Source organism: Sphingomonas sp. Leaf62 (genome assembly GCF_001421915.1).
In the GTDB taxonomy this organism is placed as follows: Bacteria; Pseudomonadota; Alphaproteobacteria; order Sphingomonadales; family Sphingomonadaceae; genus Sphingomonas.
In genome coordinates this window covers 49,451-74,280 of record NZ_LMLN01000025.1, presented here as the reverse complement: position 1 = coordinate 74,280, position 24,830 = coordinate 49,451, and the positions used below count along the sequence as shown (strand labels likewise).

General features: G+C 66.2%; 26 protein-coding genes and 1 tRNA gene. 17 read left to right on the top strand and 10 right to left on the bottom strand.

The genetic code is table 11. The features are described from left to right. The first annotated feature begins 49 nt into the window (after window positions 1-49). Together ASE91_RS10575 and ASE91_RS10570 are read left to right on the top strand one after the other, a co-directional pair. Entirely contained in the window at window positions 50-2,878 is a 2,829-nt protein-coding gene (locus ASE91_RS10575) for a TonB-dependent receptor (RefSeq protein ID WP_056625928.1), read from the top strand. 266 nt (window positions 2,879-3,144) lie between these two features. Next, window positions 3,145-4,647, top strand: coding sequence for a glycoside hydrolase family 32 protein (locus ASE91_RS10570; protein ID WP_056507766.1), 1,503 nt, complete (start codon window positions 3,145-3,147; stop codon window positions 4,645-4,647). Window positions 4,648-4,847: 200 nt separating this feature from the next. On the opposite strand, the gene ASE91_RS10565 is transcribed toward ASE91_RS10570, so the two are convergent. Next, the gene (locus ASE91_RS10565; protein WP_056625925.1) at window positions 4,848-5,510 is read right to left on the bottom strand and encodes an XRE family transcriptional regulator; all 663 of its coding nucleotides are present in this window, start codon (window positions 5,508-5,510) and stop codon (window positions 4,848-4,850) included. Window positions 5,511-5,584: 74 nt separating this feature from the next. Between ASE91_RS10565 and ASE91_RS10560 the strand changes: the two genes are divergently transcribed. The 3 genes from ASE91_RS10560 (at window position 5,585) to ASE91_RS10545 (ending at window position 10,020) form a co-directional block, all read left to right on the top strand. After that, the gene (locus ASE91_RS10560) at window positions 5,585-5,941 is read left to right on the top strand and encodes a transcriptional regulator (protein WP_056625923.1); all 357 of its coding nucleotides are present in this window, start codon (window positions 5,585-5,587) and stop codon (window positions 5,939-5,941) included. A 140-nt stretch (window positions 5,942-6,081) separates the two neighbouring features. Then, entirely contained in the window at window positions 6,082-8,754 is a 2,673-nt protein-coding gene (locus ASE91_RS10555; RefSeq protein ID WP_056625921.1) for a toprim domain-containing protein, read from the top strand. Window positions 8,755-8,985: 231 nt separating this feature from the next. Next, window positions 8,986-10,020 carry a tyrosine-type recombinase/integrase gene (locus ASE91_RS10545; RefSeq protein WP_235530425.1) on the top strand — a complete coding sequence of 345 codons (1,035 nt, stop codon included), beginning with the start codon at window positions 8,986-8,988 and terminating at the stop codon, window positions 10,018-10,020. A 50-nt stretch (window positions 10,021-10,070) separates the two neighbouring features. On the opposite strand, the gene ASE91_RS10540 is transcribed toward ASE91_RS10545, so the two are convergent. Continuing rightward, window positions 10,071-10,144, bottom strand: a tRNA-Gln gene (locus ASE91_RS10540). Window positions 10,145-10,309: 165 nt separating this feature from the next. On the opposite strand from ASE91_RS10540, the gene ASE91_RS10535 reads away from it, so the two are divergent. Continuing rightward, window positions 10,310-11,350: a Ppx/GppA phosphatase family protein gene (locus ASE91_RS10535; RefSeq protein WP_082449738.1), complete on the top strand. Its 1,041-nt coding sequence runs from the start codon at window positions 10,310-10,312 to the stop codon at window positions 11,348-11,350. Next, entirely contained in the window at window positions 11,347-12,072 is a 726-nt protein-coding gene (locus tag ASE91_RS10530; protein ID WP_056625909.1) for an RlmE family RNA methyltransferase, read from the top strand. The genes ASE91_RS10535 and ASE91_RS10530 overlap by 4 nt, the downstream gene beginning before the upstream one ends. Here the strand turns inward: ASE91_RS10530 and ASE91_RS10525 are convergent. Then, complete coding sequence (locus ASE91_RS10525) at window positions 12,062-13,123, bottom strand: SDR family oxidoreductase (RefSeq protein WP_056625906.1); 1,062 nt, start codon at window positions 13,121-13,123, stop codon at window positions 12,062-12,064. The two genes, ASE91_RS10530 and ASE91_RS10525, sit on opposite strands and share 11 nt — an antisense overlap. 103 nt (window positions 13,124-13,226) lie before the next feature. Here ASE91_RS10525 and ASE91_RS10520 point away from each other — a divergent pair, with 103 nt between their 5' ends. Beyond that, window positions 13,227-13,607, top strand: coding sequence for a winged helix-turn-helix transcriptional regulator (locus tag ASE91_RS10520; RefSeq protein ID WP_056000411.1), 381 nt, complete (start codon window positions 13,227-13,229; stop codon window positions 13,605-13,607). 202 nt (window positions 13,608-13,809) lie between these two features. On the opposite strand, the gene rpoZ is transcribed toward ASE91_RS10520, so the two are convergent. Next, entirely contained in the window at window positions 13,810-14,154 is a 345-nt protein-coding gene (gene rpoZ, locus ASE91_RS10515) for a DNA-directed RNA polymerase subunit omega (protein ID WP_055758348.1), read from the bottom strand. Between the two features lie 125 nt (window positions 14,155-14,279). Between rpoZ and ASE91_RS10510 the strand changes: the two genes are divergently transcribed. Genes ASE91_RS10510 through ASE91_RS10500 form a run of 3 tightly spaced genes read left to right on the top strand, consistent with a single transcriptional unit; the run spans window position 14,280 to window position 16,179 of the window. Continuing rightward, window positions 14,280-15,428 (top strand): phospholipase D-like domain-containing protein, encoded by a 1,149-nt coding sequence (locus tag ASE91_RS10510; RefSeq protein WP_056625904.1) that lies wholly within the window; start codon window positions 14,280-14,282, stop codon window positions 15,426-15,428. 45 nt (window positions 15,429-15,473) lie between these two features. Beyond that, complete coding sequence (locus ASE91_RS10505; RefSeq protein ID WP_056000408.1) at window positions 15,474-15,809, top strand: hypothetical protein; 336 nt, start codon at window positions 15,474-15,476, stop codon at window positions 15,807-15,809. Between the two features lie 34 nt (window positions 15,810-15,843). Further along, window positions 15,844-16,179 (top strand): hypothetical protein, encoded by a 336-nt coding sequence (locus tag ASE91_RS10500; protein WP_056625901.1) that lies wholly within the window; start codon window positions 15,844-15,846, stop codon window positions 16,177-16,179. Between the two features lie 117 nt (window positions 16,180-16,296). Here the strand turns inward: ASE91_RS10500 and ASE91_RS10495 are convergent, their stop codons facing one another. Next, window positions 16,297-16,890, bottom strand: coding sequence for a TlpA family protein disulfide reductase (locus ASE91_RS10495; protein WP_235530424.1), 594 nt, complete (start codon window positions 16,888-16,890; stop codon window positions 16,297-16,299). Window positions 16,891-16,906: 16 nt separating this feature from the next. Here ASE91_RS10495 and argH point away from each other — a divergent pair, with 16 nt between their 5' ends. Beyond that, on the top strand, window positions 16,907-18,268 hold the full coding sequence (gene argH / locus ASE91_RS10490) for an argininosuccinate lyase (RefSeq protein ID WP_056625895.1): 1,362 nt from the start codon (window positions 16,907-16,909) through the stop codon (window positions 18,266-18,268). Beyond that, complete coding sequence (locus ASE91_RS10485) at window positions 18,268-18,504, top strand: hypothetical protein (protein WP_056000396.1); 237 nt, start codon at window positions 18,268-18,270, stop codon at window positions 18,502-18,504. The genes argH and ASE91_RS10485 overlap by 1 nt, the downstream gene beginning before the upstream one ends. Window positions 18,505-18,528: 24 nt before the next feature. On the opposite strand, the gene gspN is transcribed toward ASE91_RS10485, so the two are convergent. After that, on the bottom strand, window positions 18,529-19,221 hold the full coding sequence (gene gspN, locus ASE91_RS10480) for a type II secretion system protein N (protein ID WP_235530423.1): 693 nt from the start codon (window positions 19,219-19,221) through the stop codon (window positions 18,529-18,531). Between the two features lie 59 nt (window positions 19,222-19,280). On the opposite strand from gspN, the gene ASE91_RS10475 reads away from it, so the two are divergent. Genes ASE91_RS10475 through ASE91_RS10465 form a run of 3 tightly spaced genes read left to right on the top strand, consistent with a single transcriptional unit; the run spans window position 19,281 to window position 21,663 of the window. Further along, complete coding sequence (locus ASE91_RS10475) at window positions 19,281-20,258, top strand: ABC transporter substrate-binding protein (RefSeq protein WP_235530422.1); 978 nt, start codon at window positions 19,281-19,283, stop codon at window positions 20,256-20,258. After that, entirely contained in the window at window positions 20,255-20,788 is a 534-nt protein-coding gene (locus tag ASE91_RS10470) for a type II secretion system protein GspJ (protein WP_056000390.1), read from the top strand. Before ASE91_RS10475 ends, ASE91_RS10470 begins: the two co-directional genes overlap by 4 nt. Next, window positions 20,785-21,663 carry a general secretion pathway protein GspK gene (locus ASE91_RS10465; RefSeq protein ID WP_056000387.1) on the top strand — a complete coding sequence of 293 codons (879 nt, stop codon included), beginning with the start codon at window positions 20,785-20,787 and terminating at the stop codon, window positions 21,661-21,663. Before ASE91_RS10470 ends, ASE91_RS10465 begins: the two co-directional genes overlap by 4 nt. A gap of 34 nt (window positions 21,664-21,697) precedes the next feature. Here the strand turns inward: ASE91_RS10465 and ASE91_RS10460 are convergent, their stop codons facing one another. The 4 genes from ASE91_RS10460 to ASE91_RS10445 all read right to left on the bottom strand — a co-directional run bounded on the left by ASE91_RS10460 (window position 21,698) and on the right by ASE91_RS10445 (window position 24,347). Then, window positions 21,698-21,922, bottom strand: a complete 225-nt coding sequence (locus ASE91_RS10460) for a hypothetical protein (protein ID WP_235530421.1) — start codon at window positions 21,920-21,922, stop codon at window positions 21,698-21,700. Window positions 21,923-22,233: 311 nt separating this feature from the next. After that, window positions 22,234-22,761: a DUF2059 domain-containing protein gene (locus tag ASE91_RS10455; protein WP_056625889.1), complete on the bottom strand. Its 528-nt coding sequence runs from the start codon at window positions 22,759-22,761 to the stop codon at window positions 22,234-22,236. Window positions 22,762-22,822: 61 nt separating this feature from the next. Continuing rightward, entirely contained in the window at window positions 22,823-23,206 is a 384-nt protein-coding gene (locus ASE91_RS10450; protein ID WP_056000378.1) for a YraN family protein, read from the bottom strand. Window positions 23,207-23,243: 37 nt separating this feature from the next. Further along, the gene (locus tag ASE91_RS10445; protein ID WP_056625887.1) at window positions 23,244-24,347 is read right to left on the bottom strand and encodes an extracellular catalytic domain type 1 short-chain-length polyhydroxyalkanoate depolymerase; all 1,104 of its coding nucleotides are present in this window, start codon (window positions 24,345-24,347) and stop codon (window positions 23,244-23,246) included. A 225-nt stretch (window positions 24,348-24,572) separates the two neighbouring features. Here ASE91_RS10445 and ASE91_RS19400 point away from each other — a divergent pair, with 225 nt between their 5' ends. Further along, window positions 24,573-24,725, top strand: coding sequence for a hypothetical protein (locus ASE91_RS19400; protein WP_156357785.1), 153 nt, complete (start codon window positions 24,573-24,575; stop codon window positions 24,723-24,725). The last annotated feature ends 105 nt before the right edge of the window (window positions 24,726-24,830 follow it).

Here is a 24,830-nt window from a genome sequence, read left to right as displayed (position 1 = left end):
AACCGCTGCACTGAACAACTAAAAAAATAACGGAAATCTGGGAGGATTTATGCCGAAGACGTTGCTTGCCTTGCTGACATCCAGCGCCCTTGTACCGCTGACCGCCATTCCCGCGCATGGTCAGGCCACGGCTTCCGCCGAACAGGCCGCGCCGACCGAGCAGGCCGAAGCTGACGCCGCGCCCGAAAACGACGGCAGTGCCGACATTATTGTCACCGGCTACCGCGCCGCATTGGGCTCGGCGCAGGAGATCAAGCGTAACTCTGCGTCGATCGTCGATGCGATAGTGTCGAACGACATCGGCAAGCTGCCCGACAACAACGCGGCCGAGGCGATTGCGCGCGTCACTGGCGTCACGGTCCAGCGCTACAACGACGAAGCCGGCGTGATTCTGGTGCGCGGGTTGCCCGACGTCACCACCACCTTCAACGGGCGCGAGTTCTTTTCAGCCGAGGACCGCGTGCTGCACTTGCAGGACTTCCCGGCGGGCGTCGCGGCGGGGATCGAGGTCTATAAATCAGGTACGTCCGACCTGATCGAACCGGGCCTCGCCGGCCTCGTCAACTTGCGATCGCGCCGTCCGTTCGACGTGAAAGATACCGAGATCGCGGGCGAACTGCGCGCATCGTATAACGACCAGGCGAAGGCGTTCGACCCGGCAGGCAACCTGCTCGTCACGAAGCGGTGGGATACTCCGATCGGTGAGATCGGTGCGCTGGTCAACGTCAGCTATGTCCGCTCGACGTATCGCAACGCCGATCGCTACGCCGACAGCGCCGTGATTTCGCCGCGCGGCTTCGGTGCGGACGATCCAACCGATGATCTGAAGGTCACGACGCCCGGCGTCGGCAACGACTTCCGCTTTCCGGCCAATGCTGGAAATTTCTACGAAAAGGGTGTGCGGCATCGTCCGGCCGTGAACGGTACAATCCAGTGGCGGCCGACCCCGAACCTCGAACTATTCGCCGAAGGGCTGTGGCAGGCTTATCGTGGCGAGGTGCTACGCGACGCCTTCAACGTCAATTTCGAACGCCGCGACGTGAACGGCGTCGCTCCGACGCTCAGCAATGTCGTGCTGGTGCCGGGTGAGCCGAACAAGGCGGCGAGCTTTACCAAGACCGGCGGCTATGTCCCCGAATTCTATCGGTCGACCCAGAACGACAGCACCGATACGTGGCAGGCGGCAACGGGTTTCAAATGGACCACCGGCCGCGCGATCCTGTCGGGCGACTTCGCCTACACCAACAGTAAGTACAAGGCGTCGGAATACAGCCTCGACGCGCAGCTGGCATCGGCGCCGACGATCAACGTCGACTGGGACGTGCGCGGATCCGCGGTGTTCGATCTCGGAGGCTATGCGATCGACAACCCCGCCAACACCCGTTGGCGCGGCTATTACCAACGTGATTTTGTGACGAAGGGCGACGGAGTGCAGGGTCGGATCGACCTTGACCTTGAAACCGAATGGAGTTGGCTGCCGCGTCTGCAATTCGGCTTCCGTGCTAGCGATCGGAATGCATCGTCGCAGAACAACAACCGCTATGCCTATACCGCCGGCCTGAACATTGCGCTCGATAGCCTGCCGAGCGGCAGCCTTGGCCTCATCACCGATGGGTTCCGTGGCGATCCGCAGCGGTTCCAGAATTGGCTGGCCCCCAGTCGCGACGGCATTCGCGACAACGGCGAGGCGCTGCGCCTGCTGGCGCTGCAATCGGTGCAGCGCGCGACCGTGTTGTTCCCGTTCGACAACGGCATCCGCGAAGCGGTGACGAAGTTCGCGACCGCCGACATCCCCTATGATCCGCTGGGTGGCTTCACCGCCAGCGAGGCGAGTTATGCCACCTATGGCCAAGGCAAGTTCGATGTCGATGTGGGCGGGATGCGGATCGACGGCACCGTCGGCGCGCGCATCGTCAACACCGACGGCACCTATCGCGGGTTCAGTCGGGTGCAGGCGGCCGACGGCACGGTTGGCATCGTCCCTACCACGACGCGGCAGAATTATGTCGACGTCCTGCCCTCCGCCATCGCCCGCGTCCGCTTCTCGAACGAATGGCAGATGCGGCTGGGCTATACCCAGACGCGGACCCGGCCGGGGTTCGGGCAGCTCAACCCGTCGATCAACATCACCCGCAACAGCGTGGGGCCGGACGGCACGCCGCCGGTGTTCGACGCGACCGGCTTCGGCGGCAATCCCGACCTGCGCCCGTTGACGTCCAAAAACTACGATGCCAGCCTCGAATGGTATTTCTCAAAGAACGGATCGGCGTCGGTCGCCGCCTTCTATCGCGATCTGAACGGCTTCATCGGCTATTATACGCAGGTTGTGAACGATCCGATCTATGGCCGGGTGCAGCTCAATCGGCCGGAGAATGCCGGCAACGGTCGGATCAAGGGGGTCGAGGCGTCGCTCCAGACCTTCTTCGACTTCCTGCCCGGCGCGCTGTCCGGGTTCGGCGTACAGGGGAACGTGACGTATCTCGACGGCACCAATCAGTTGCCGCAGGTACTCGGCGAGGGCGACCGGCAGGTCGAGATCACCGGCCTGTCGAAATGGGCGTACAATCTGACCGGCTTTTATGAAAAGGCCGGCATCTCCGCCCGACTGTCGTACAACTGGCGGTCGCCGTCGACCAGCAGCTACAACCGCAACATCAACGAGGAACAATATGCCGGTGAACTGGTCCAGCCCGTCTCGCGGCTCGACTTCTCGGCAAGCTACGATGCGTTCAAGAACATCTCACTGGTCGCCAACGTGAGCAACATCCTGGCGCAACCATTCAAGAACTATCGGTTCTACAATGAAACCCAGTCTTTCGGTCGCGACTTGCGGGTTGAGGGCCGGTATTTCAGTCTCGGCGTCCGCTTCAAGATGTAGGGCCGGCGGTGGCGCGCATCGCCGCGCCGCCGCCCCTTTGCCGTCCGACTACCCCAACCCCCCGCGCGAACCGTCGGAACAGGCGGCGCGCGACCCATGTCGCGCGGCCATGCACCGTGCGCGGAGAGGATATCATCATGCCATCGATCGTTTCCCGGCGTCAGACGCTCGGCTTGCTCGCGACCCTCCCTATTCTGCCCGCCTGCGGCGCATCAGGCGATGGGGGCGGCGGAGTGGTCTCAACGCCCGGTCCGACTTCGGCCCCGATGCCGACTTCCACCCCGACGCCCACCGCGACTGCCACCACCGCCAGCGCTCGGCCGCGCTATCACATCGCCGCGCCCGATGGCGGGTGGATCAACGACCCGCAGCGGCCGGTGCGGATCGGCGATGGCTGGACGATGTGGGCGCTCTACAACCCGACCTGGCCCAATGGCGGCACCGAATGGCGGCGCTGGACTTCGACCGATCTGGTTACCTGGTCTGATCGCGGGGTGTCGATCCCGCGGCGGACCACGTCCTTCGGCGACGTGTGGAGCGGCAGCACGGTGATCGACACCAACAATACCGCCGGGTTCGGTGCGGGCACGCTGATCGCGCTCGCGACGATGCCCGCCGACAATGCCGCCGGACAGAACCAGTCAACCGCGCTCTGGTATTCGCGCGACGGCGGGGCAAGCTTCACCTTCCACGCGATCGTCCATCCCAACTTCCCGGGTAACAAGCCGTTTCGCGATCCTACCGTGTTCTGGCACGCGCCCACGTCGCGCTGGGTGCTGACCCTGTCGGAAGAGGGCAAGATCGGTTTCTATACCTCGCCCGACTTGAAACAGTGGAGCTACGCGAGCGGCTTTGGATCGAACCTGGTCGGCGGGGTGATGGAATGTTCGCACCTTTTCCCGCTACACCTGTACGAAGCTGACGGGACGACGAAGGGCGATAAATGGGTGCTGCTGGTCGGCGGCGACGGTACGTCGAATGGGTTTACCATCGGCACCTATTACTGGGTCGGCAGCTTCGACGGCACGACCTTCACCGCCGACAGTGCGATCGGCCAGTGGCTCGACGGCGGGGCTGATTATTACGCGGCGGTTGTATGGCGCGATCCGCAGGCGGCCGATCCGTTGGCCAGCGCCTATACGCTAGGCTGGATGAACAACTGGTCTTACGCCAACACCCTACCGGCACCGTATGGCTATCGCGGCCAGCTGAGCATCGTCCGCCAGATCCGCCTGCAACGCACCTCCACCGGTACCCCTCGGTTGCGTATGTCACCGATCGCGGCACAGAACGGTGCGTTCCAGCGGGTCGTGACCGGGACCGACCAGACGATCACCGACGGCAGCGACTATGTCTGGCCAGCCAATGCCGGCATCGTCGCTGGGCGGATCGACCTGACGCTAACCCGCGTCGGTACCGACTGGCCGGGCGGGGCATGGCTGTCGGTACGCGGCGGCGAAGGGTATTTCACCCAGATCGGCTTCGAACTGCGCGACAACCGGATCTTCGTAAAGCGTGACACGAGCGGCCCCAACGGAGCGAACAGCGTAGCATGGCGGCAGAATCGCAGCGTTCAGTACGACGCCGCTAGTGGAACGGTAACGGTCAGCCTCTTCCTCGATGTCGGCTCAATCGAGGTGTTCGTTAACGGTGGTGAAGGTGTCATCTCCGAACTCATCGCTGCGCCATCAAGTGCGACTGGATTAAACCTGAACGCAAGCGGCGGTTCGCTTCGCGTGTCCGAAGTTCGAATTTTAGAAAGTTCTTGAGGCGAATGCCTCTAATCAAAAGCGTGTCGAGGAACACAGACTTCCGCAAGATCGATTTCAACGTCCTGATCAATCGTTGTGTTGTGTCCAACATTAAGCCGCTGACGAAGATAGGAACGGGGTCATCTACGCCTATCGCAACCGATACTGGCACGCGCACATATTCGGCCCATATCGAAAATTCCCAACGGCCACGAAGCTCACAGCCTATCGGCCCGCCAAACGAGGCGCCCGACAACGTGCAGTTCGTCCTTGCCAGCATAGTCGTCGGGTACGGCGCGGTTGTCCGCCATCAGCACGAAGCTGCCGTCCGCTTTGGCGCGGACGCGCTTGACCGAGATCATGCCGTGGACGGCGACGACGTAGATCTCGTCCTGCATCGCGATCCGGTCCTGCGCCCGGTCGACGAGGCACAGCGTGCCGTGGCGCAGCGTCGGCTCCATGACGTCGCCCTGCATTTCGAAGGCAAAGACCTGGTCGAAGCGGCCGCGAATCATCGGCTCGATCCGCTCGCGGCGGAACGGCTCGAACCGCGGCGTGGTCGTGGTGCTCGGACCACCGACGAACTCGCTGAGGTCGAGCAGCGGCACGAACACCTGCCCAAACTGCTCGAGGACCGTCTCGAGCGTCGGCAACGGCACGGCGCCCTCGGACGGATCCTCGGTCTCGCCGATGAGATAGGCCGGCGTGGTGCTGAGTTCGCGAGCGATGCGGTGGAGGTGCGACGTGCGCTGCGAAGCGCCCGACATGAGCTTGGCGATGGTGGGCTGGGCAAGGCCAAGCCGCCGCGCCAGTTCGGCCTGCGACATGCCGACTTCGTCCATGCGTGCCTTCAGGCGAGTTGCGAGCGTCATCCCGTCCATCTATCACTCCAGTTATGGCGCGCTACTGCATAGCGGCTATTGACCAATGTATTCCTGTGGCTAATAGTACACCTATGCAGACGCTACCTCCCGACTCCGGTCACCTCACCCCGCACGAAGCGCTGCTGGAGGCGGTTCGCATCGCCGGCGGCCAGAACAAGATCGCCGCCGTATGCGACGTCAGCCAGCCTTCGGTGTTTCGCTGGATTCACAAGCACAAGCAGGCGCCCGCCGCCCGGGTGCTGGCGATCGAGGCGCGTACCGGTGTCTCGCGTCATCTGCTGCGTCCCGACATTTACCCCCGCGATGGTGCGGCAGGGGCGGTGGTAACCGCTGTGCCCGGCGCCGTCGCATGTAATCCGGGCGGTGTTTTCTATCGCCCGAATACCGCCAACGATAACTGCTGCTGTCCCTGTCACCGGCGGGACTGACCCGCTGACTGCCTGACGACCGACCGGCGGTGCCGGTCACGCTGCTGCTCTTCCGCCTCTCACTCTTCCGACCTTCCCCATTCTCCGCCACCCGGTAGCGCACGCGCTTTTCGGGACCGGCATCGCCTTGTCAGGATCCCATGCGCCCCGATCTGCTGTCCGATGTCACCACCAGGCTGATGGCCGAGTTCGGCTTCGTCACCAACGGTGCGTGGCTTCAGAAGGGCCGCTGCCCGGACTGTTCGAAGCTCGAGGTCTACGCCAAGGCGGACAAGCCGTGGCTGCTGAAGTGCGGACGGCTCGAGCGCTGCGGGTGGGAGGTCCATGTAAAGGACCATTACCCCGAGCTCTTCGACCACTGGTCGAACCGATATCAGGCCAACGACAGCAACCCGACGGCGGCGGCCGACGCCTACCTGCAACACGGGCGTGGCCTGTCGCTGCTCGGCATCCGCGATGCCTACACGCAAGAGTATTTCCGCCAGGGCGACATCGGCTCTGCCACCGTCCGCTTTGCGCTGCCGGGCGGCGGGTGGTGGGAGCGTCTCATCGACCAGCCTTCGCGCTTCGACCGCAAGGCGCGCTTTGCGCCCGGCAAGAGCTATGCGGGCCACTGGTGGGCACCACCGTGGCAAACCACCGCGAAACTTGCTGGCGCCCTCGAAATATGGATCTGCGAGGGCATCTTCGACGCGATCGCGCTCAACAACACCGGCGTGACCGCTGTCTCGGCGATGAGCTGCTACAACTACCCGGCGCTGGCGCTGGCCGAGCTGCGCAAGGCGATCGCCAACGGACCAACCCCGAACCTGCGGCCCAAACTGATCTGGGCTTTCGACGTCGGCAAGGCCGGAGCCGAGTACACCCGCCGCTTCGTGGCGCAGGCCCGGCTCGAGGGGTGGGAGTGCGGCGCGGCGCAGCCGGTGGCGGAAGGTGAGGGCGGCAAGCTAGACTGGAACGACCTGGCGCTGCGCGACCGGCTGGGTGCCGACAAGCTCGACACGTACCGCTGGAATGGCGACATCCTCATTGCCGGTACCGCTATCGACAAGGCGCATCTGATCTGGTGCCGCGAGGGCTGGGCGAGCTTTCCGTTCACCTTCGAGACCCGCCAGTTCTGGGCGAGCTTCGATGCGGCGCGCATCGCCGAGACCATCGCTTCCTATGCCGACAACCCGCAGGTCCGCGACCTCGACCCTGAAGCCAAGCGCGAGCTGGCGGCCCGCGAGGCGGGCCTGGTGCGCGAGATCGCCAACTGCACCTTCCGCGCGCTCTACTACCAGCGCGACGAAGCCACCGACGACAGCTGCTACTATCTGCGCGTCGACTTCCCCGTCCGGCAGAACCGGATCAAGGGCACCTTCTCAGGCGCGGCGCTCGCCGCCGGCGCCGAGTTCAAGAAGCGGCTCATCAGCCTCGCCCCGGGCGGCATCTGGACCGGTACCACCCAGCAGCTCGACCGGATCATGCAGCGCCAGCTGGCCGGCATCCAGACCGTCGAGGCGATCCACTTTACCGGCTACTCGGCCGAGCATGGTGCCTATGTGTTCGGTGACATAGGCGTCGCCGGCGGCCGCGTCGTCACCCGCAACGAGGACGACTATTTCGAATTCGGCCGGCACGCGGTGAAGCTGCGCTCGAACGAGCAGCTGTTGCGCCACATCCGCTACGACCCGGACCAGCTCAACAACGCCTGGGTTGAGCCGCTCATCACCGCCTACGGTCCCAAGGGCCTCGTCACGCTCGCCTTCTGGTTTGGGGCGTTGTTCGCCGAGCAGATCCGCGCCGAGCAGCAGAGCCTCGCCTTCCTCGAGATCACCGGCATTCCAGGGTCAGGCAAGTCGACGCTGATCGAGTTCCTGTGGAAGCTGTACGGCCGCGCCGGGTTCGAAGGCAACGACCCGGCCAAGACCACTACCGCCGCCATGGCGCGGATCCTCGGCAAGGTGTCGAACATGCCGGTCGTGCTGATGGAGGGCGACCGCGACGCCACGACGCCGCACGCCAAGCGCTTCGAGTGGGACGAACTCAAGACCGCCTATAACGGCCGCTCGGTGCGCGCGCGGGGCGTCGCCAATGGCGGCATGGAGACCTTCGAGCCGCCGTTCCGCGGGGCGATCGTCATCGAGCAGAATGACCCGGTCAACGCTTCGCCCGCCATCCTCGAGCGGATCATGCACATGGAGTTCGACAAGACAGGCTGGGGGCCGAACACCAAGGCGGCGGCCGAAACGTTGGCGCGGATGCCGATCGAGGACGTCTCAGGGTTCATCGTCCACGTCGCCCGGCGCGAGGCCGAGCTGCTGGAGGTGTACCGTCACAGCTTCCAGGCGGCTGAGAGGGCGATGCTGGCGCAGCCTGAGGTCCGCAACGGCCGTTTGGCCAAGAACCATGCCCAGCTCGTCGGGATGCTAGATGCGCTCGCCACCGTCGTGCCGATCCAGTCGCGCGACCACCAGGCTGGGCGGCAGCTTATTGAGCGGATGCTGCTCGAGCGGCAGCGGGCGATCGCGGGCGACCATCCGACGGTCGAGCTGTTCTGGGAGCGGTTCGATTACATCCAAGGCTGCGAGCCGCCTGGGTTCAGCAGTCCCATCGACCACAGCCGCAATCCGGACGTGATCGCGGTCAACCTGACCCAGTTCGAGCAGATCTGCGGCGAGCGCCGGCTACCGCTGCCGCCGATGCTCGAGCTCAAGCGCCACCTCAAGACGTCGCGCATCCGCAAGTTCGTCGGTGCCAAGACCGTCAACTCACGCGCCGACCGGATCCTGCATTGCTGGTGCTTCGAACAGGCGGGAGCCGTGAAGTGAACCACTCAAATTCCTCAGCCCACCGCGAGGTTCGATAATGGCTGTTCGGGCACTTATTCGGGAAGCCGATCTTCGGCGCTGGGCACGGATCGCTCGCGAGGAACGGGTGACCATCCATGGTCGCATCGACGGCAAGGGCGGCGTGACGATTCAAATGACAGCCGCCGAACTATCCCTCCCCACCGATCCAAGCGACCTCGACGCCCGCTTGGAGGCTTTCGGATCCCTATGATGCCAAAGAAGCTCGCGTATGTTTCAAGCTTTCTCGACCGCCACGGTAAGCGCCGCTACCGCTTTCGGCGGAAGGGCTATGCTACCTACTATTTTCGCGAACCGGTCGGGACGAAAGCGTTCGAGCGGGAGTATGCGGCATGCCTCGATGCCGAACCGGTGCCGGTCGGCGGCGATCGCATTATTCCTGGCAGCGTCTCTGACGTCATCGCGCGCTACTATTCGGACAACGCGTTCCAGGATCTCAGGCCAGCAACCCAAACGGTGTATCGTGGTGTCCTCGAACGATTTCGCGACGCCTTTGGCGACACGCCGATGCGGGCGTTCGATGCCGAACGTATTGCCCGCTTGATGAACGCTATGCGGCATAAGCCGCACGCCGCTGCCCGGTTGCGGAAACTGCTCGCTCAACTGTTCGTGATCGCGCGCCGGGGGAAGCTCGTGGCTCACGGCTTTGACCCGGTTCGAGATACCAAGCCCCCGAAAGCAGAAACCATCGGGTATCACCGTTGGACAGAGGATGAGCTCGCCCAGTTCGAGGCGAAACATCCATTAGGCACCAAACCTCGCCTCGCGTTCGCGATGCTGCTCTACGGCGGCCAGCGCAGCGGGGATGTTCGCTACATGACGCATGAGACCATCCGCTCCGGCCGCATCCAATTGAACCAGAGTAAAACGACCAACGCTGTCGACGTGCCCGTAGTGGAGCCACTGGCCCAAGCACTGCGCGCCGGCCCCCTGGGGCGGAAGACGCTGATCGAAACCCGCGACGGCGAGCCTTTCACCCCCAAAGGCTTTTACGGGATGATCAAGAAGGCCTGCATCGCTGCGGGCCTACCGCACTGCTCACCGCACGGTCTGCGAAAATCAGCAGCGCGGCGTTGCCGCGAAGCTGGTTGCACCAGCGAAGAGGGGATGGCGATTACCGGTCACAAGAGCGTGAAGGAGTATCTGCGCTACGCCGGCGATGCAGATCGCGCGGACCGTGCGGACGCCGCTATGTCGAAGGTAATGGCTAACCAAATCGAAGGTTAGCCAAGCCAAAGGCCTAACGCCTCAGAATACCGTCGATTTTGGTAGTTCGCTGGATGCCCCGTGAGGATTCGAACCTCAATTAACGGAGTCAGAGTCCGTAGTCTTACCTTTAGACGACAGGGCAGCGTCGCAGCGAGGGCGGTCGGTTAGGCCGGACGGGCGGGCATGTCAACGAGGAATCGCACGATTTGTCCGGGTGCCTTGTCGATCGCGACCGGCTTCGCTACGTTGAAATCCAAGCACCGAGCGGCGTTCGGCCGTGACGGATAGAATATAAGCGAGTGACGGCATGGGGGATTTGTCCGCCCGGTTGCCGCACCGGGGAGCACGTGCCGCTTCCCGCCCGGCACCGAATACGCCAGCGCGGCCGCGCTGGCCGGGCGCGCGTCATTATGCCGCGCTCGACCTTGGCACCAATAACTGCCGGCTGCTGATCGCCCGGCCGCAGGGGGACGGCTTTGCCGTCGTCGATGCCTTTTCGCGGATCGTCCGGCTGGGCGAGGGGCTGGCGGCGACCGGCCGCCTGTCCGACCTCGCAATGGACCGCACCGTCGCCGCGCTGAAGATCTGTGCCGAAAAGCTGAAGCGTCGCGACGTGACGCTCGCCCGTTCGGTCGCGACCGAGGCGTGCCGGCGGGCGACCAACGGGCCGGCTTTCGTCGAGCGCGTGCTGGCCGAAACCGGCATCCATCTTGACATCATTACGGCCGAGGAAGAGGCGCGCCTTGCCGTGCTCGGCTGCCATGCGCTGCTCGAACCCGGTACCGGGCCGGCTCTGGTGTTCGATATCGGCGGGGGATCGACCGAACTGGTGCTGCTCGATGCGACCGCGCCGGTGCCGCGCGTGCTCGACTGGCATTCGGCACCATGGGGGGTGGTATCGTTGACCGAGAGCCTGGGCGGCGGTCGCGCCGCACCGATGGCGTCGGGTGCCTATGAACGGATGCGCGCCTGTGTCGAGGAAAGCTTCGCGCCCTTCGCAAGGCGCCTGCCGGATACCGACCAGCCCCGCCGGCTACTCGGTACCAGCGGCACGGTGACGACGCTGGCGAGCGTCCATCTGGGCCTGCCCGCCTATGACCGGTCGCAGATCGATGGGCTGATCGTGCCGGCCGACGCGATGCTGGCGGTCAGCCAGCGGCTGGCGGGGATGGATCTGGCGCAGCGCGGCACGGTGCCCTGTATCGGCAGCGAACGCGCCGATCTGGTCGTCGCCGGCTGTGCGATCCTTGAATCGATTCTGGCGCTCTGGCCCGCCGAGCGGCTAGGGATTGCCGACCGTGGGATTCGCGAAGGAATCCTGCGCCGTTTGATGGCAGGAACCCGATGACCCGCGGAAGCCCCCCCGGCCGGCAGCGTGTGCGTACCGCACGCGCGCGCTCGGCCCAGTCGACACGCTGGCTCGAACGCCAGTTGAACGACCCTTATGTGAAGAAGGCGCGTGCGGAGGGCTATCGCAGCCGCGCCGCATACAAGCTGATCGAACTCGACGAACGCTTCAAGCTGTTGCGCGGGGTGAAGCGCGTCGTCGATCTCGGCATCGCGCCGGGCGGCTGGACGCAGGTCGTCCGGAAAGTCCGGCCGGAATGCACCGTGGTCGGCATCGACCTGTTGCCGGTCGACCCGATCGACGGGGTCACGATCCTGCAGATGGACTTTCTGGCCGATCACGCGCCCGACCGACTGCGCGAGGAACTGGGCGGCGAGGCGGACCTCGTTCTGTCCGACATGGCGGCCAACACCGTCGGCCATCCGCAGACCGATCACCTGCGCACCATGGCGCTGGTCGAGGCGGCGGTTATGTTCGCCTGCGAAATCCTGCGCCCCGGCGGCGATTTCGTCGCGAAGGTGCTGGCGGGCGGGGCCGACAACGAACTGGTCGTCGAGCTGAAGCGCAATTTTCAGGCGGTCAAGCACGCCAAGCCACCGGCGAGCCGCAAGGATTCGTCCGAATGGTATGTCATCGCGACGAACTTCAAGGGCCGGCGCGATACGGGAACCGGGGAGAGGGCGGGGACGGACGAACCGTCCCCGGACGACGTCACGGAATGATCCGGTCGGCCTGCAACCGTTCGAACAGTGCGAAGAACGCGTCGTCGGTCGCGCGATAGCCGGTGAAGCCCCGTCGCCGGCTTTTCGACATGTCGGCAACCACCTCGATCGGGCGACCGAGGTCGGCGTCGCTATGCCATGGAGAGGCCAACCGGTTCAGATCGGCCTCGGCCAAGCCATGGCGCTCGGCGATATTCGCCCAACGCGGCGCATCGTCGGCCATTTGTTCGGCCAACGGGCGCACCGTGCCGTCGAACGGAGCAGCCTCGACCCCGAACCAGTCGGCGATGCGCGCCCACATCCATTGCCAGCGGAAGACGTCGCCGTTCACCACATTGAACGCCTGATCGTGCGCGGCGTCGGTCTCGGCGCTCCACAGCAGATGTTCGGCGAGCAGCCCGGCGTCGGTCATGTCGGTCAGCCCCTGCCACTGCGCCGCCGATCCCGGAAAGATGAACGGCCGTCCGGCGTCGCGGCAGAGCGTCGCATAGACCGCCAGCGTGGTGCCCATGTTCATCGCATTGCCGATCGCCTTGCCGATCACGGTGTGCGGGCGGTGGACGCTCCACGTAAAACCGTCGCGCGCGGCGGCGGCGAACAGTTCGTCCTCCTGCGCATAATAGAAATTGGCGATGTCGAGGCGCGGCTGATCCTCGCGGAACGGCGTCTGCGGCCGCTTGCCCTGACCGTACGCCTCGAACGGCCCCAAATAGTGCTTCAGGCCGGTGACCAGCGCGACATGGCGCGGGGCGTCGCTGGCGGGCAGGGCGTTGAGGAGGTTGCGGACCATGGCCCCGTTAACGTGAATATTTTCCGCCTCGCTGGCCTGCCGTGCCCAGGTGGTGATGAACACCGCATCGGGACGCAGACCGGCCAGTGCCGCGCGCGTCGATGCCGGGTCGGTCAGGTCGGCCGCGACCGGGCGGACGCCGTCCTGTTCGACCGGGCGGCGCGCAAGGCCGTGTACCGCCCAGCCTTGCGCGTTCAGCAGCGTCGCGGTCGCGCTGCCGACGATGCCGCTCGCCCCCACCACCAAAGCCGTCTTCGTCATATCCAAACTTCCTTTGCCGAACGAAGTCAGCCAGCTAGGCACGATCGCACCGGGGTTGAAGACGGCACCGGAACCGCCCCCAGGCACCAGAAGGTACCCAGTCATGCAGCCCGGATCGGACGAAACCGAATGGCGCGAGGATTGCGCGCCGCGCCGCGTCCTGTCGCTGTTCGCGACCAAATGGACCAGCATGGTGCTGCACACGCTGCACACCCGCCATGGCGGCGCGGCGCGGACCGGCATCTTGCTGCGCAGCCTGCCGGGCATTTCGAAGAAGATGCTGACGCAGACGCTGCGTGAGATGGAAGCCATCGGCCTGATCGAGCGCGAGGTGCAGGCGGTGATGCCGCCAGCGGTCGAATATCGGCTGACGGACCTTGGCTGTCGCTTCGTCGAGCCGGTGACGCTGCTCTATGACTGGGGGCGGCGGAATGCCGATGCGCTCGATGCACTGGGCAGCCGGCCGGGTGCGCGGCGGGACTAGCCGAATTTCGTCATTCCCGCGCAGGCGGGAATCCATATGCGCCGACCTGTCGGGTCGATCAGCAGCGGCAGCGTTTATGGACTCCCGCCTGCGCGGGAGTGACGAACCCGGTTGTCGGCGGTCTCCCCGCTTTCCCATTCCACGAACGAAAAAGGGCGGCCCCGCAGGACCGCCACCTTCGTATCACGGAAACCCGACCGCCTCAGCCGTCGTAATCGCCGCCGACATTCTGGTTGCGCGGCGGGGCGGCGGCGGTGAGGCGCAGCGCCTCTGCCGATGCGGCCAGCGAACCCAGTTCGTCCGGTGCTTCCTCATCGTCGATCTGCACCTTCTGCATCGACGTGATGACCGACTCGCGCAGATGGTCGGGAGTGATGTTCTCCTCGGCAATCTCGCGCAGCGCCACGACCGGATTCTTGTCGCGGTCGCGATCGAGGGTCAGTTCGGCACCGCCCGAAATCTGGCGGGCGCGCTGAGCGGCCATCAACACCAGATCGAAACGGTTGGGGATCTTGTCGACGCAATCCTCGACGGTGACGCGCGCCATGAAACGCCTTCCTTGCAAGAACGGAGGGTATCGGAAAGCGTGTCCCCTACGCGCCGCCCGGTCGGAAGTCAATGAAACTCGCCACCGCGTTGGCCGTTACGGCAGAGCAACGGATGGGAGGGGACATGGACAGCGCGGACGAACCTGTTTTTTTCGTGGCCGGAAACCGCCTGACGCTGCTGACCGAAGGCCCTACACGGCTCGACGCGCTGCTGGCGTTGATCGCGGGTGCGCGCCGGTCGCTGCGCATCCTGTTCTATATCTGGGAAGAGGATGCCGCCGGCACCCGGGTCCGCGATGCATTGGTCGCTGCGGCCCGGCGCGGGGTTCGCGTCGCGCTGATCGTCGACGGGCTGGGTGCGGAAGCGGCGGCGAGCCGCGGCTTTTTCGGGCCGCTGCGCGAGGCGGGCGGTGATGTCTGCGTGTTCGTGCCGCGGATCGGACGGCGCTATCTGTTGCGCAATCATCAAAAGCTGGCGCTGGCCGACGACCTGCGGGTGATCGTCGGCGGTTTCAATGTCGAGGACGCCTATTTCGGTACCGTCGAGCAACAGGCGTGGCGCGATCTGGGCCTGCTGGTCGAAGGGCCGGCGGCGGGGCGGCTGGCGGGTTATTTCGATGCGTTGAAGGCATGGATCGCGCTGCCAGGTGCTCCCTTACGCAAATTGTCGCGGATGTTGCGGGAATGGAGTGAGGACAGCGGCCCGGTCCGCTGGCTGCTCGGTGGTCCGTCGCGGCGGCTGTCGCCATGGGCGCGGACGGTGAAGCACGAGATCCGCACCAGCGAGCGCATCGACATGATCGCCGCCTATTTCGCGCCCGGCCCGCTGATGATGCGGCGGCTGGACAAGGCGGCGAAGCGGACCCGGCTACGGATCGTCGTGCCCGCCAAGACCGACCATGCCATCGCCCTGCTCGCGGCGCGCTTCACCTATCGCAACCTGCTGCGCCACCGGATCGAGCTGTACGAATATCAGCCGACCAAGCTGCACACCAAACTCTTCCTCGCCGACGATGCGGTACATATTGGGTCGGCTAATTTCGACATGCGATCGATGTTCCTGAACATGGAGCTGATGCTGCGCGTCGAGGATGCGGCGTTCGCGGCACATCTGCGCGCCTATATGGATCGCGAGGTCGCCGATTCGCAGCGCGTCACCCGCCAGTTGCACCGCCAACGGTCGGGCTGGTGGGCGCGGGTCAAACAGGCCGGTGCCTATTTCATCATGTCGGTGCTGGATCCGCAGGTTACCGCGCGCCTCAACCGCGATTGACGCAAACCGCTTGAGACTCCGGTCAAGCTGGCCCATCGGGCGACAATGGATATTCCCGCACTCTACGCCCGGCTGATTCAGGCGATCGGCGATGGCACCGGCATGGCCGACAGCCTGTTGCATGTCCATGCCGGCATGGCGGTGCTGCTGATCACCCGCATCGTCACCGGCTATCGACTGTCGACGCCGGTGCCGCTGGCGGTGGTGGCGCTGGCCGAACTGGGCAACGAGGTGCTCGACCGCATTTACTGGGGATCGTGGCGCTGGGAGGATACGTCGCTCGACATCCTCAACACCATGTTCTGGCCGACGATGCTGTTCATCGGCCTGCGGCTGCGCGACCGGTTCGAACCGCGTGCCAAGCCGGGGAACGCCGTCTGATGTGAAGCGGTTATGTCGGTCAAGGAGACTATCCATGGCCGACACCCCCGCACACCCCGAGGTCGATCCCGAACGGATCGCGCCGCGCAATGCCTTCGACAATCCGACCGGCCATTCGGGCCAGGAATATTCGCCCGAGCGACAGGCGCAGCAGGCCGCGGCCGAAGCGCGTGCCCCCGGCGTTGCTCCGGCAGCGGACGGCCGCGAAATCCCGCCCGAGGCCGGTCGCCGCGCCTCGATCGGTCCGAATGGTGAGGTGCATGGCAGCGGTGCCAACGCCGGCGGGGGCGGGCAGGGCGAGAATTTCGATGACGATGCGGCGGGGGAAGGGGCCGGGGTGCCGCCAGCGGAACGCGCGCCGGACCGGTAACAAGCACGGGCGACGTCATTCCTACGAAGGCGGGAATCCATACCCACCGACATTTCGCCTGGATCGGCGACGATGGCGGGAATGGATTGCCCGCCTCCGCGAGGAAGATCGAAGTGGTCAGCCCTTCGCCTCGTCGATCAGCTTCGCCGCATCCGCCCCGGCCCAGTCCATGCCGCCGGTCACGCGCCACACTTCCTTGCCCGACGCATCGTACAGGATCGTTGTCGGCAGGCTGACACTCATGCCGGTCGAGAATTTGAGGTCCGCGTCGCGATAGGCGATCAGGTTCGCCAGCTTTCGGGTCGTCAGGAACGGCTGGACCTTGTCCGGCTCCATGTCCTGCGAGACGGTGACGACCTGCAACGACGCCTTTTCCCGCGCGGCCAGCGCGTCGAGTGTCGGCATTTCGTGGACGCACGGCGCGCACCACGTCGCCCACAGATTGACCAGTGCCGGCTTGCCGCGGAAATCGGCAAGCGTCACCGGCTTCCCCGCGCCGTCCTGAAACTGGTAGGCGGGCATGGCCTCGCCCTTGTGGCTGCGGTCGACCTTCGCGGCGGCGGCGGCGGGGGTGGCGGTGTTGGTGGGGGCGGCGACGTCGGGAACGGTGCCGTCCCCTTCAGCCGCCGCTTGCTCCGGCGCGGCGGCTCGCTTATCGCAAGCGCCGACGAACAGGCTCAGTCCAAGGAGAAGCGCGATTACCGGGCGCATGGGAAGCTCCAACAGCATGTGGGGCGGGCGCTTCGCCGAAGGCCCGTCGGCGGTGATGCGTGAGATAAACGCCTCGATCCCCTTCGACAAGCGAATGTGGCGACAGGATATCGCCGGGTCCAAAGCGCACGCAACGATGTTGGGCGCGCAGGGCATCGTCGATGCGGCGGACGTGGCGACGATCCTCGACGGGCTGGACGCGGTTGCCGCGGACTATGCCGAGCACGGCGTCCCCGACGACCTGACGCTCGAGGATATCCACATGCTGACCGAGGCGCGGCTGGCCGAGAAGATCGGGCCGGTCGCGGGGCGGCTGCATACCGCACGATCGCGCAACGATCAGGTCGCGACCGATTTCCGGCTATGGACCCGCGACGCGATCGACGCGGTCGATGCCGCACTCGGCCAGTTACAGTCGGCGTTGCTGGTGCGGGCCGAGGAACATGCGGCGACGGTCATGCCCGGCTTCACCCATTTGCAGGTCGCGCAGCCGGTGACGCTGGGCCATCACCTCATGGCCTATCACACCATGGTCGCGCGCGATCGCGGGCGCTTCGCCGATGCCCGAGCGCGGCTGAACTATAATCCGCTGGGATCGGCGGCGCTGGCCGGGACCGGTTTTCCGCTCGATCGTCATGCGACGGCGCAGGCGCTGGGCTTTGCCGGGCCGACGGTCAATTCGCTCGATTCGGTCAGCGACCGCGACTTCGCGATCGAATATCTGACCGCCGCCGTGCAATGCTCGCTGCACCTCTCGCGCCTCGCGGAAGAGTTCGTGATCTGGGCGTCGCAGATGTTCGGTTTCGTGTCCTTGAGCGACCAATGGTCGACCGGCAGCTCGATCATGCCGCAGAAGCGCAATCCCGATGCCGCCGAACTGGTGCGCGGGCATAGCGGGCGGATCATGGGCTGCATGACGTCGCTGATGGTGACGATGAAGGGCCTGCCGCTGGCCTATTCAAAGGATATGCAGGACGACAAGCCGCCGGTGTTCGAGGCGACCGACCTGCTCGCGCTGTCGATCGCGGCGATGACCGGCATGATCGAAAGCGCGACCTTCCGCCCGACAAGGATGCGCGCGGCGGCCGAGACCGGCTTTTCGACCGCCACCGACCTTGCCGACTGGCTGGTGCGCGAAGCGGGGGTGCCGTTCCGCGAGGCCCATCATATCACCGGCCGCGCGGTCAAGCTGGCCGAGGACAGGGGTTGCCGGCTCGACGGTCTGAGCCTCGACGACCTGACCGGCATTGATGACCGTATCCATGCCGGCATCTTCGACGTGCTGAGCGTCGATGCGTCGGTCGCCAGTCGCAAGAGCTTCGGCGGCACCGCGCCCGAACGGGTCCGCGAGGCCATCGCCGCCGCGCGGGGCCAGTGATGCGCGCCCTCGCGTTCCTCGGCATTATGCTGGCGCTGGCCGGTTGTGGTCAGCGTCGCGACCTGCGCCCGCGCGAGAATGCGTCGCTGCCGCCCGCCCCCTATGGCGCGACGGCGACGCCGACCTCCGCCGACCTGCTGACCCCGACGACGCAGCAACGCCCGTCGCGCAGCGACGAGCTGCTGACCGAATCGAAGGAGCGCGGCGACGATCCCTTCGCGCTGCCGCCGCGCTAAGGAATTATCCCGGACGCGGCAGGGTCAGAAACTGCCCTGCACGCTCGCCCCGCCCGGCAGACCGGTGAACGGCAGCATCGCCGCCCCGTCGCCGGTCATCGTGAAGCGCAGGCTGCCATCCTCGCTGATCGTCGCATCCATCAACGTGCGGCGGCGCTGACCGTCGGGGACCAGTCGGATACGCGATTGCCGGCCGATATGGTCGGCGGTCAGCAGCATCGCCGGGGTGGGGGTCGCGACATTGCCCGGCCGGGTCACGCAACTGCCCGGTTCGATCGCGACGCGGCCCTCGGCCATCGCCGATCCGGCGATCGTCGACAGGACCGGAATGTCGACCTGCCACGGCATGTCGCAGGCAAAGGGCAGGTTGGGCTGCAACGCCGCCAGCAACGACGCATCGGCCGATCCCGCCACTCGGTCGAGCCGCACCCCGCCCGGCCGGATCAGTGCCTGCCCGCCCAGATCGGTGTCGGGACCGGTCGCGGTCCAGTCCACCGCGAAGCCGAGGCTGGTCAAGCTGCGCAACGGGGCGAAATGCCATTCGAGGCGGCTGCCCCCGGCGATGCCGACCTCGCCGTTCCACACGGTGCCGCCGACGCCGCTGCGCCAGTCGCTGTTGCCGGCGATCAGGCTGGCGGGCAGCGTCGCGACGATCGCGACGACGAACGAGGCTATGCCGAGGGCGGCGAAGCGGATACTGTGCCTGCGTGCCTGCAACCTCGAAAGACCCGGTGATGCGATCGCGACGTTCGGCGCTTGGGCTGTTCCGGGATGCGGTGCTGCTGTCGTCTGCGGCATGGGCCGCCTCCCCCCTGTTGGCTGCGCGCCGGGCCAGGCGCTCCGCCGCGTTGCTGGTTCCGCTGACCGGAGACCGTAGCGCGCTGGGGCTTAGCATAGCCAATGCGGCGAGGCTCGCCGAAACCGATGCCGCCGCGCTGTCGGTGATCGATACCGGTGGCAGCGCCGCCGGTGCGGTGCGTGCCGCGCAGGCGGCGGTGAAGGGCGGCGCGACGATGCTGCTGGGGCCGCTGTCGGCTGACGAGACCCGCGCGGTCGCGGCGGCGGTCGCCGTGCCGGTGGTCGCACTGACCAACGATGCAGGCGCGCGCGGCGGCGGGGCGTTCGTGTTCGGCATCACCCCGGCACAGGCGACGTCGGCGATCCTTGGCTATGCCCGGTCGCGCGGCATCCGCCGCGTGCTGGCGGTCGATGACGGGTCGCCATGGTCGCGCGCCTCGGTCGCGGCGGCCAAGGCGGCTCAGACCGATCTGGGGCTGAGCATCACCGTCGTGCCGGCGACCGACGGGGGATTGCCGGCGGGCGTCGAGGGCGATGCCGCCTTCGTGCCCGGCGCGGCGGTGGCGCTGGCCCCGGCGCTCAAGACGCGCGGCATCCAGCTGCTGGCGACGGTACAGGCGCTCGATTACCGCGCCGATGCGGTCGGCGCATTGGAGGGGGCATGGATCGCCAGCCCCGATCCGGATCGCTTCGCGACCTTCGCCACCGAATATGCCGCGCGCAACGGCGGCAGGCCCGGTGCGATCGCCGCGCTGGGCAATGACGCGGCGATGATCGCGAAGACGTTGCGCGAGGCCGATGCGATGACCCGCGAAGGCGTGTTGCGCGACGCCGGGTTCGACGGCGTGACCGGGCGCGTCCGCTTCCGCTCGGACGGCAGCTGCGCGCGCGACTTCGCGATCCTCGTCCCCACCAACGGCGTGTATCAGAAGGTGGCGGAGAGCCGCGGGGCATGACGCCGCGCCGCGCGGGGGAAGCGGGCTTCACCCTGCTCGAACTGATGATCTCGCTGGGGCTGTTCGCGCTGATCGCGGTCGCCGGGCTGGCATTGGTCGACAGCGTCATCGGCGTCGATGGCCGGACCGAGGCGCGGCTCGACCGGGTGGCCGACCTGCAACGCGCGATGGTGGTGATCTCCAGCGATCTCGACCAGATCGCGCCGGGGCCGATGGGCGGCGATGCGGCGGGCGTGCGGTTCCGGCGCAGCGCACCGGGGCTGGGCGGGCCGGCGATCGGGGTCGGCTATCGCATCGCCGGCGGACAGTTGCTGCGTGTCGTCGACGGGCGGGCGCAGCTGGTGCTCGATCGGGTGACGGCCGCGCGCTGGCGCTATTTCGACGGCGGCTGGCTCGACAACTGGCCGCCCGCGCCCGACCGCTCGCTCGACTGGCCCCGCGCGGTGGTGGTCGAATTGCAGGTCGGCGGTCCCGGCGGCGGCAATCTGCGGCGGATCGTGACCCTGCCGATCCCGGCGAGGACGACATGACGCGCGCGGTACCCGAGGGCGAACGGGGCATGATCCTCGTCAACGTGTTGATGTTCGTGGCGATTGCCAGCGGGCTGGTGCTGTTGATGATCAACCGCGAGGAGGTGGCGCTCGACCGTTCGATCCGCTCGCGCGAGGCGGCGCGCGCATTGGCGGTGGTGCGTGGCGGCGAATTGTCGGCACTGTCGGCGTTGCAGCGCGACGCGCGGGTCGCGCCCGAGGCCGACTATCCGGGCGAGCCATGGGGCGGCATCAGCGAAAACGGCATTGCCATCGATGGCGGGCGCTTCGACCTGACCATCGCCGATGCCGAGGGGCGCTTCAACGTCAATTCGGTGCGGCGCGAGCTGGACCCGATCCCGCAGCTGCTGTTCCTGCGCATCGCGCGCGCGGCGGGGATCGAGGAGGACAAGGCGGTGGCGGCGATCGCGCTGATCCGCGCGCAGGGGCCGGTGCAGGATCTGCGGCCGCTTGCCGTCTTCCTGCCGCCCGAACAGGCGCAGTTGCTGGCGCGGATGGTGACCGCGCTGCCCGGCGATACCGCGATCAACCTGAACGCGGCGACGCCCGAATTGATGGCGGTGTTGTTCGAACCGGCGCAGGCGCAGCGGCTGATCGGCTTACGCAACCGGCAGGGCTATCTGTCGAAGGACGATCTGGCGCGCGAAGACGTGACCGCACCCGGCGGAACCCGCTTCAAATCGGACCATTTCTGGGTCCGCACCCGCGCGACGATCGGCGAGACGGTGCAGCAGGGCGCGACGCTGATCCAGCGGGTCGAGCGTGGCGAAGGTGCCCGGACGGTGCGCGTCGCCGTACCGGTCGAACGCTGGCGCAACGCCGCGATCCCGCCGGAAGTGCCGGGGTTCGGATAAGCCCTGTCGGGACGGCGTGTGGTCGGTCCGCGGTCTATTTCGCGTCGGGCAGCTTGCGCAGCTTGCCGTTCGCGATCGTTACCGGCTTGAGGCAACCGTTCTCGCTATAGGCAAGCGCCAGCTCCCGCCGAGCGGGCGGCTCTTTGGACAAAGGCTGTATCCGGGCGGGCGGGGCAAGGCCGGCATGCTGCACGGTGGCGCGCTCGCATTTCTCGGGCGGAGGCGGCGGTGGCGGGGGTACCACGGCAGGTTCGGTCATTGCGGCAAGCAACAGCAAGAGCATGGCTGGATACTCCTTCCTATCGGTATGGCGGTCGTCGTTCGCCGGGCCTATCGGACTGTGCCGATGCTACCATCGCGGAGATGGGGGAGAAACCGGAAAATGGCGACCGGTTCTGGGGTGCGGTGAACCAAAGGTCACGAAAGTCACACTCGCACACGGTTCGTGCGCACGGTGCATCGGGGCGATACGGCGGTGTCAAAGAGAGTGGTCGGATGGTGGCCAGCGATGATGGTCGCAGGCATGGCCGCTGTAGGAAAGTAGGAATGCAGGGGACGGCTGGGCGTCTGCTATCCCGCCAGGCTGGCTTGTGCCTCAGCCACAATTTCTTGCTCGATGTCCTCAGTATTGGTCTCCGAGTACGCCTCCATACGCCACCGATCATCAAGGTAATGCTTACCCGTCGGACCCTCAAGAAACGCTACAATCGTAGCTAGTTCTTCTTCGGTAAACTCCCAGTTCACGTGGTCCTCATACGCCCGCTGATAGTACGCACGCCGTTTCTCATACGCTTTTTTAAGCGCCGACATTCGCCGCTCGAACCCGCTGAGTAAGGCTTCGGTCAGTTGACTGTTTGGCCCGATCGGCCAGAGTGGGCCGCCGGGCATGGCATAGCGCTCGAGGAAGCTGCCGCTATCCAGCTTCTCCTGTCGGCCGACCGCCCAAAGAAATCTTTTGATGAGAACCACTTTGTTCACACTTGGTGGTGTCTCGATTTGTGCAGAGGGAGAAATCTGGCTCGGAGCGGTTCGATCGGCCAGATGATCTGTGAACCCGCCGCTCATCAGGACTACCATTCCAAGCAAAAATAACGTCATGCGACGATATTGCGTGGGACGGACAATTTTCGCAACTGGGCGATACCCGCCCCGCCTTCGCTCAATATCCGATCCAAGCATTCTCGATATGGCGGGGCGGTGTGCCGGGGGCCAGCAGGATGACGTCGATGCGGATATCGGCCCCGTCGGCATAGGTCGGCGCGAGGATTTCGGCCGCTGCTGCGACGCGCGCCAGACGCCGTTCGTCGATGGCGTGGTTGAGATCGGCGGCGGTGGCGCGGGTCTTTACTTCGACGAAGGCGACGATGCCGCCCCGGCGCGCGATCAGGTCGATCTCGCCCGCCTTGGTCTTTACGCGGCGGGCGAGAATGCGCCAGCCTTTCAGCCGCAGCCACCAGCCTGCGATCCGTTCGCCGCGCCGGCCGGCATCATCGGCGGCGACGCGCGAGGCACGCGATCGGGGGCGGGGCGGGCGGACGAACATGCCGTTCCGTGCCGCACCGCGCCCGATGCGGCAAGCCTCAGCGCATCAAGCCGGCGCTGCGCAGCGCGCGCTCGATCGTCGCCTGTACGCCCGATACTTCGGTCTGTTGCTGCTGCTGATGCTGCTGCGTCGGCTCGGGCCGCATCGGCTCCGGCCGGATGGTGCGCGTCGGGCGGGGCGTGGCGATCGGCGCTACCGCATCGGTCAGGCCCCAGGATCGCGCGATTTCGATGGTGCTCGACAGGCCGACGTCCAGCATGAACGGTCCGGCATGGCCGATGCCACCGGCGGGGTCGACCGGCACGCCATGGCCCATGCCGGCGACGCGCCACTCCTCGACCAGCGGCGCGCCCGATCGGTCGCGCCACACCCGGTGACGCCAGCCGGTTTCGGCAGTCGTCTCCGGCGTGGCATCCGACAGGTAGTGGACGCCACACCACTGCGCCACCAGCGCATCGAGATTGCCGACGACCACCGTCGTATCGGCGGTGCCGTGCCAGATGGCGACGCGCGGCATCGGCGCGCGGCCGGCGACCGATCGCACCGCCGCCGCGCCGCTGCGCGCATCGGGCAGCGACTGGCCGCGCATCCGCTCCAGTGCGGCCCGCACCCCGACCGCGCTGCCATAGGGCAGGCCGCCGATGACCGCGCCGGCGGCAAAGCGATCGGGCCAGGCCGCCAGCATCACCGCGGTCATCGCCCCACCGGCCGACAGCCCGGTGACGAACACCCGTGCCGGATCGATATCATGCGCGGCGATCGCCGCGTCGATCATCGCCGCGATCGATTCGGCCTCGCCACCGATCCGCGCGATGTCCGCCGCCTCGAACCAGTTGAAACACATGTTGGCGTTGTTCGCGCGACGCTGTTCGGGAAACAGCACCGCAAACCCCTCCCGCTCGGCCAGCGTCGACCAGCCGGTGCCATGGTCGTAGATCGCGGCATCCTGCGTACAGCCATGCAACGCGACGACCAGCGCCGCGCCGGGCTTCAGGTCGGCGGGCACATACATCCGTGCCCGCAAATTGCCGGGATCGGGGGCGAAACCGGTCAGGTCGTGCAGCCGGTCGGCCATGCCGGGTTGCGAACCGGGCTGCTGCATCCGCGACAGACGGGCAATGGTGGTGGACAACGAAACCATGAGCGTACGCCTTCTCGTCACGGCATCCGCTGGCCGCTGAGACAAGATATGGCGCGGATGCTGCGCTGCACAATAGGGAAGGTGACATACCGCGTTTCCGGGGGGCGCGCCTGCGCTTCGACAAGTGATCTGCATCCTTCGGATGATTGGGTCCGACACCGTTGCAGGGCATATTGGCTTTGGAGAATGTTGGTTAACGCCAGCGAAAGAGCGATGGGGGCATCGATGCAGACCAATACCGGCGACCGGGCGGGCCACGTTTCGCAAGCGCGAAAAACCGACGAGGAATTATGGGAAGCCCATTTCTTTGCGATGCCGGTCGCGACGGAAGAACGCGCACGTCCCGAATTGCAGGTCGTACCGCGGCAGGCGCGCTAAAGCGGTTTCCGACGACGTTGCACCCCGTCATCGCCCTGTAAGCGACCGCTGACGCAGCGGGCCGCTTTCAGGTCCGTGGCGGCGTTGCTCATCGGTCACGATGCT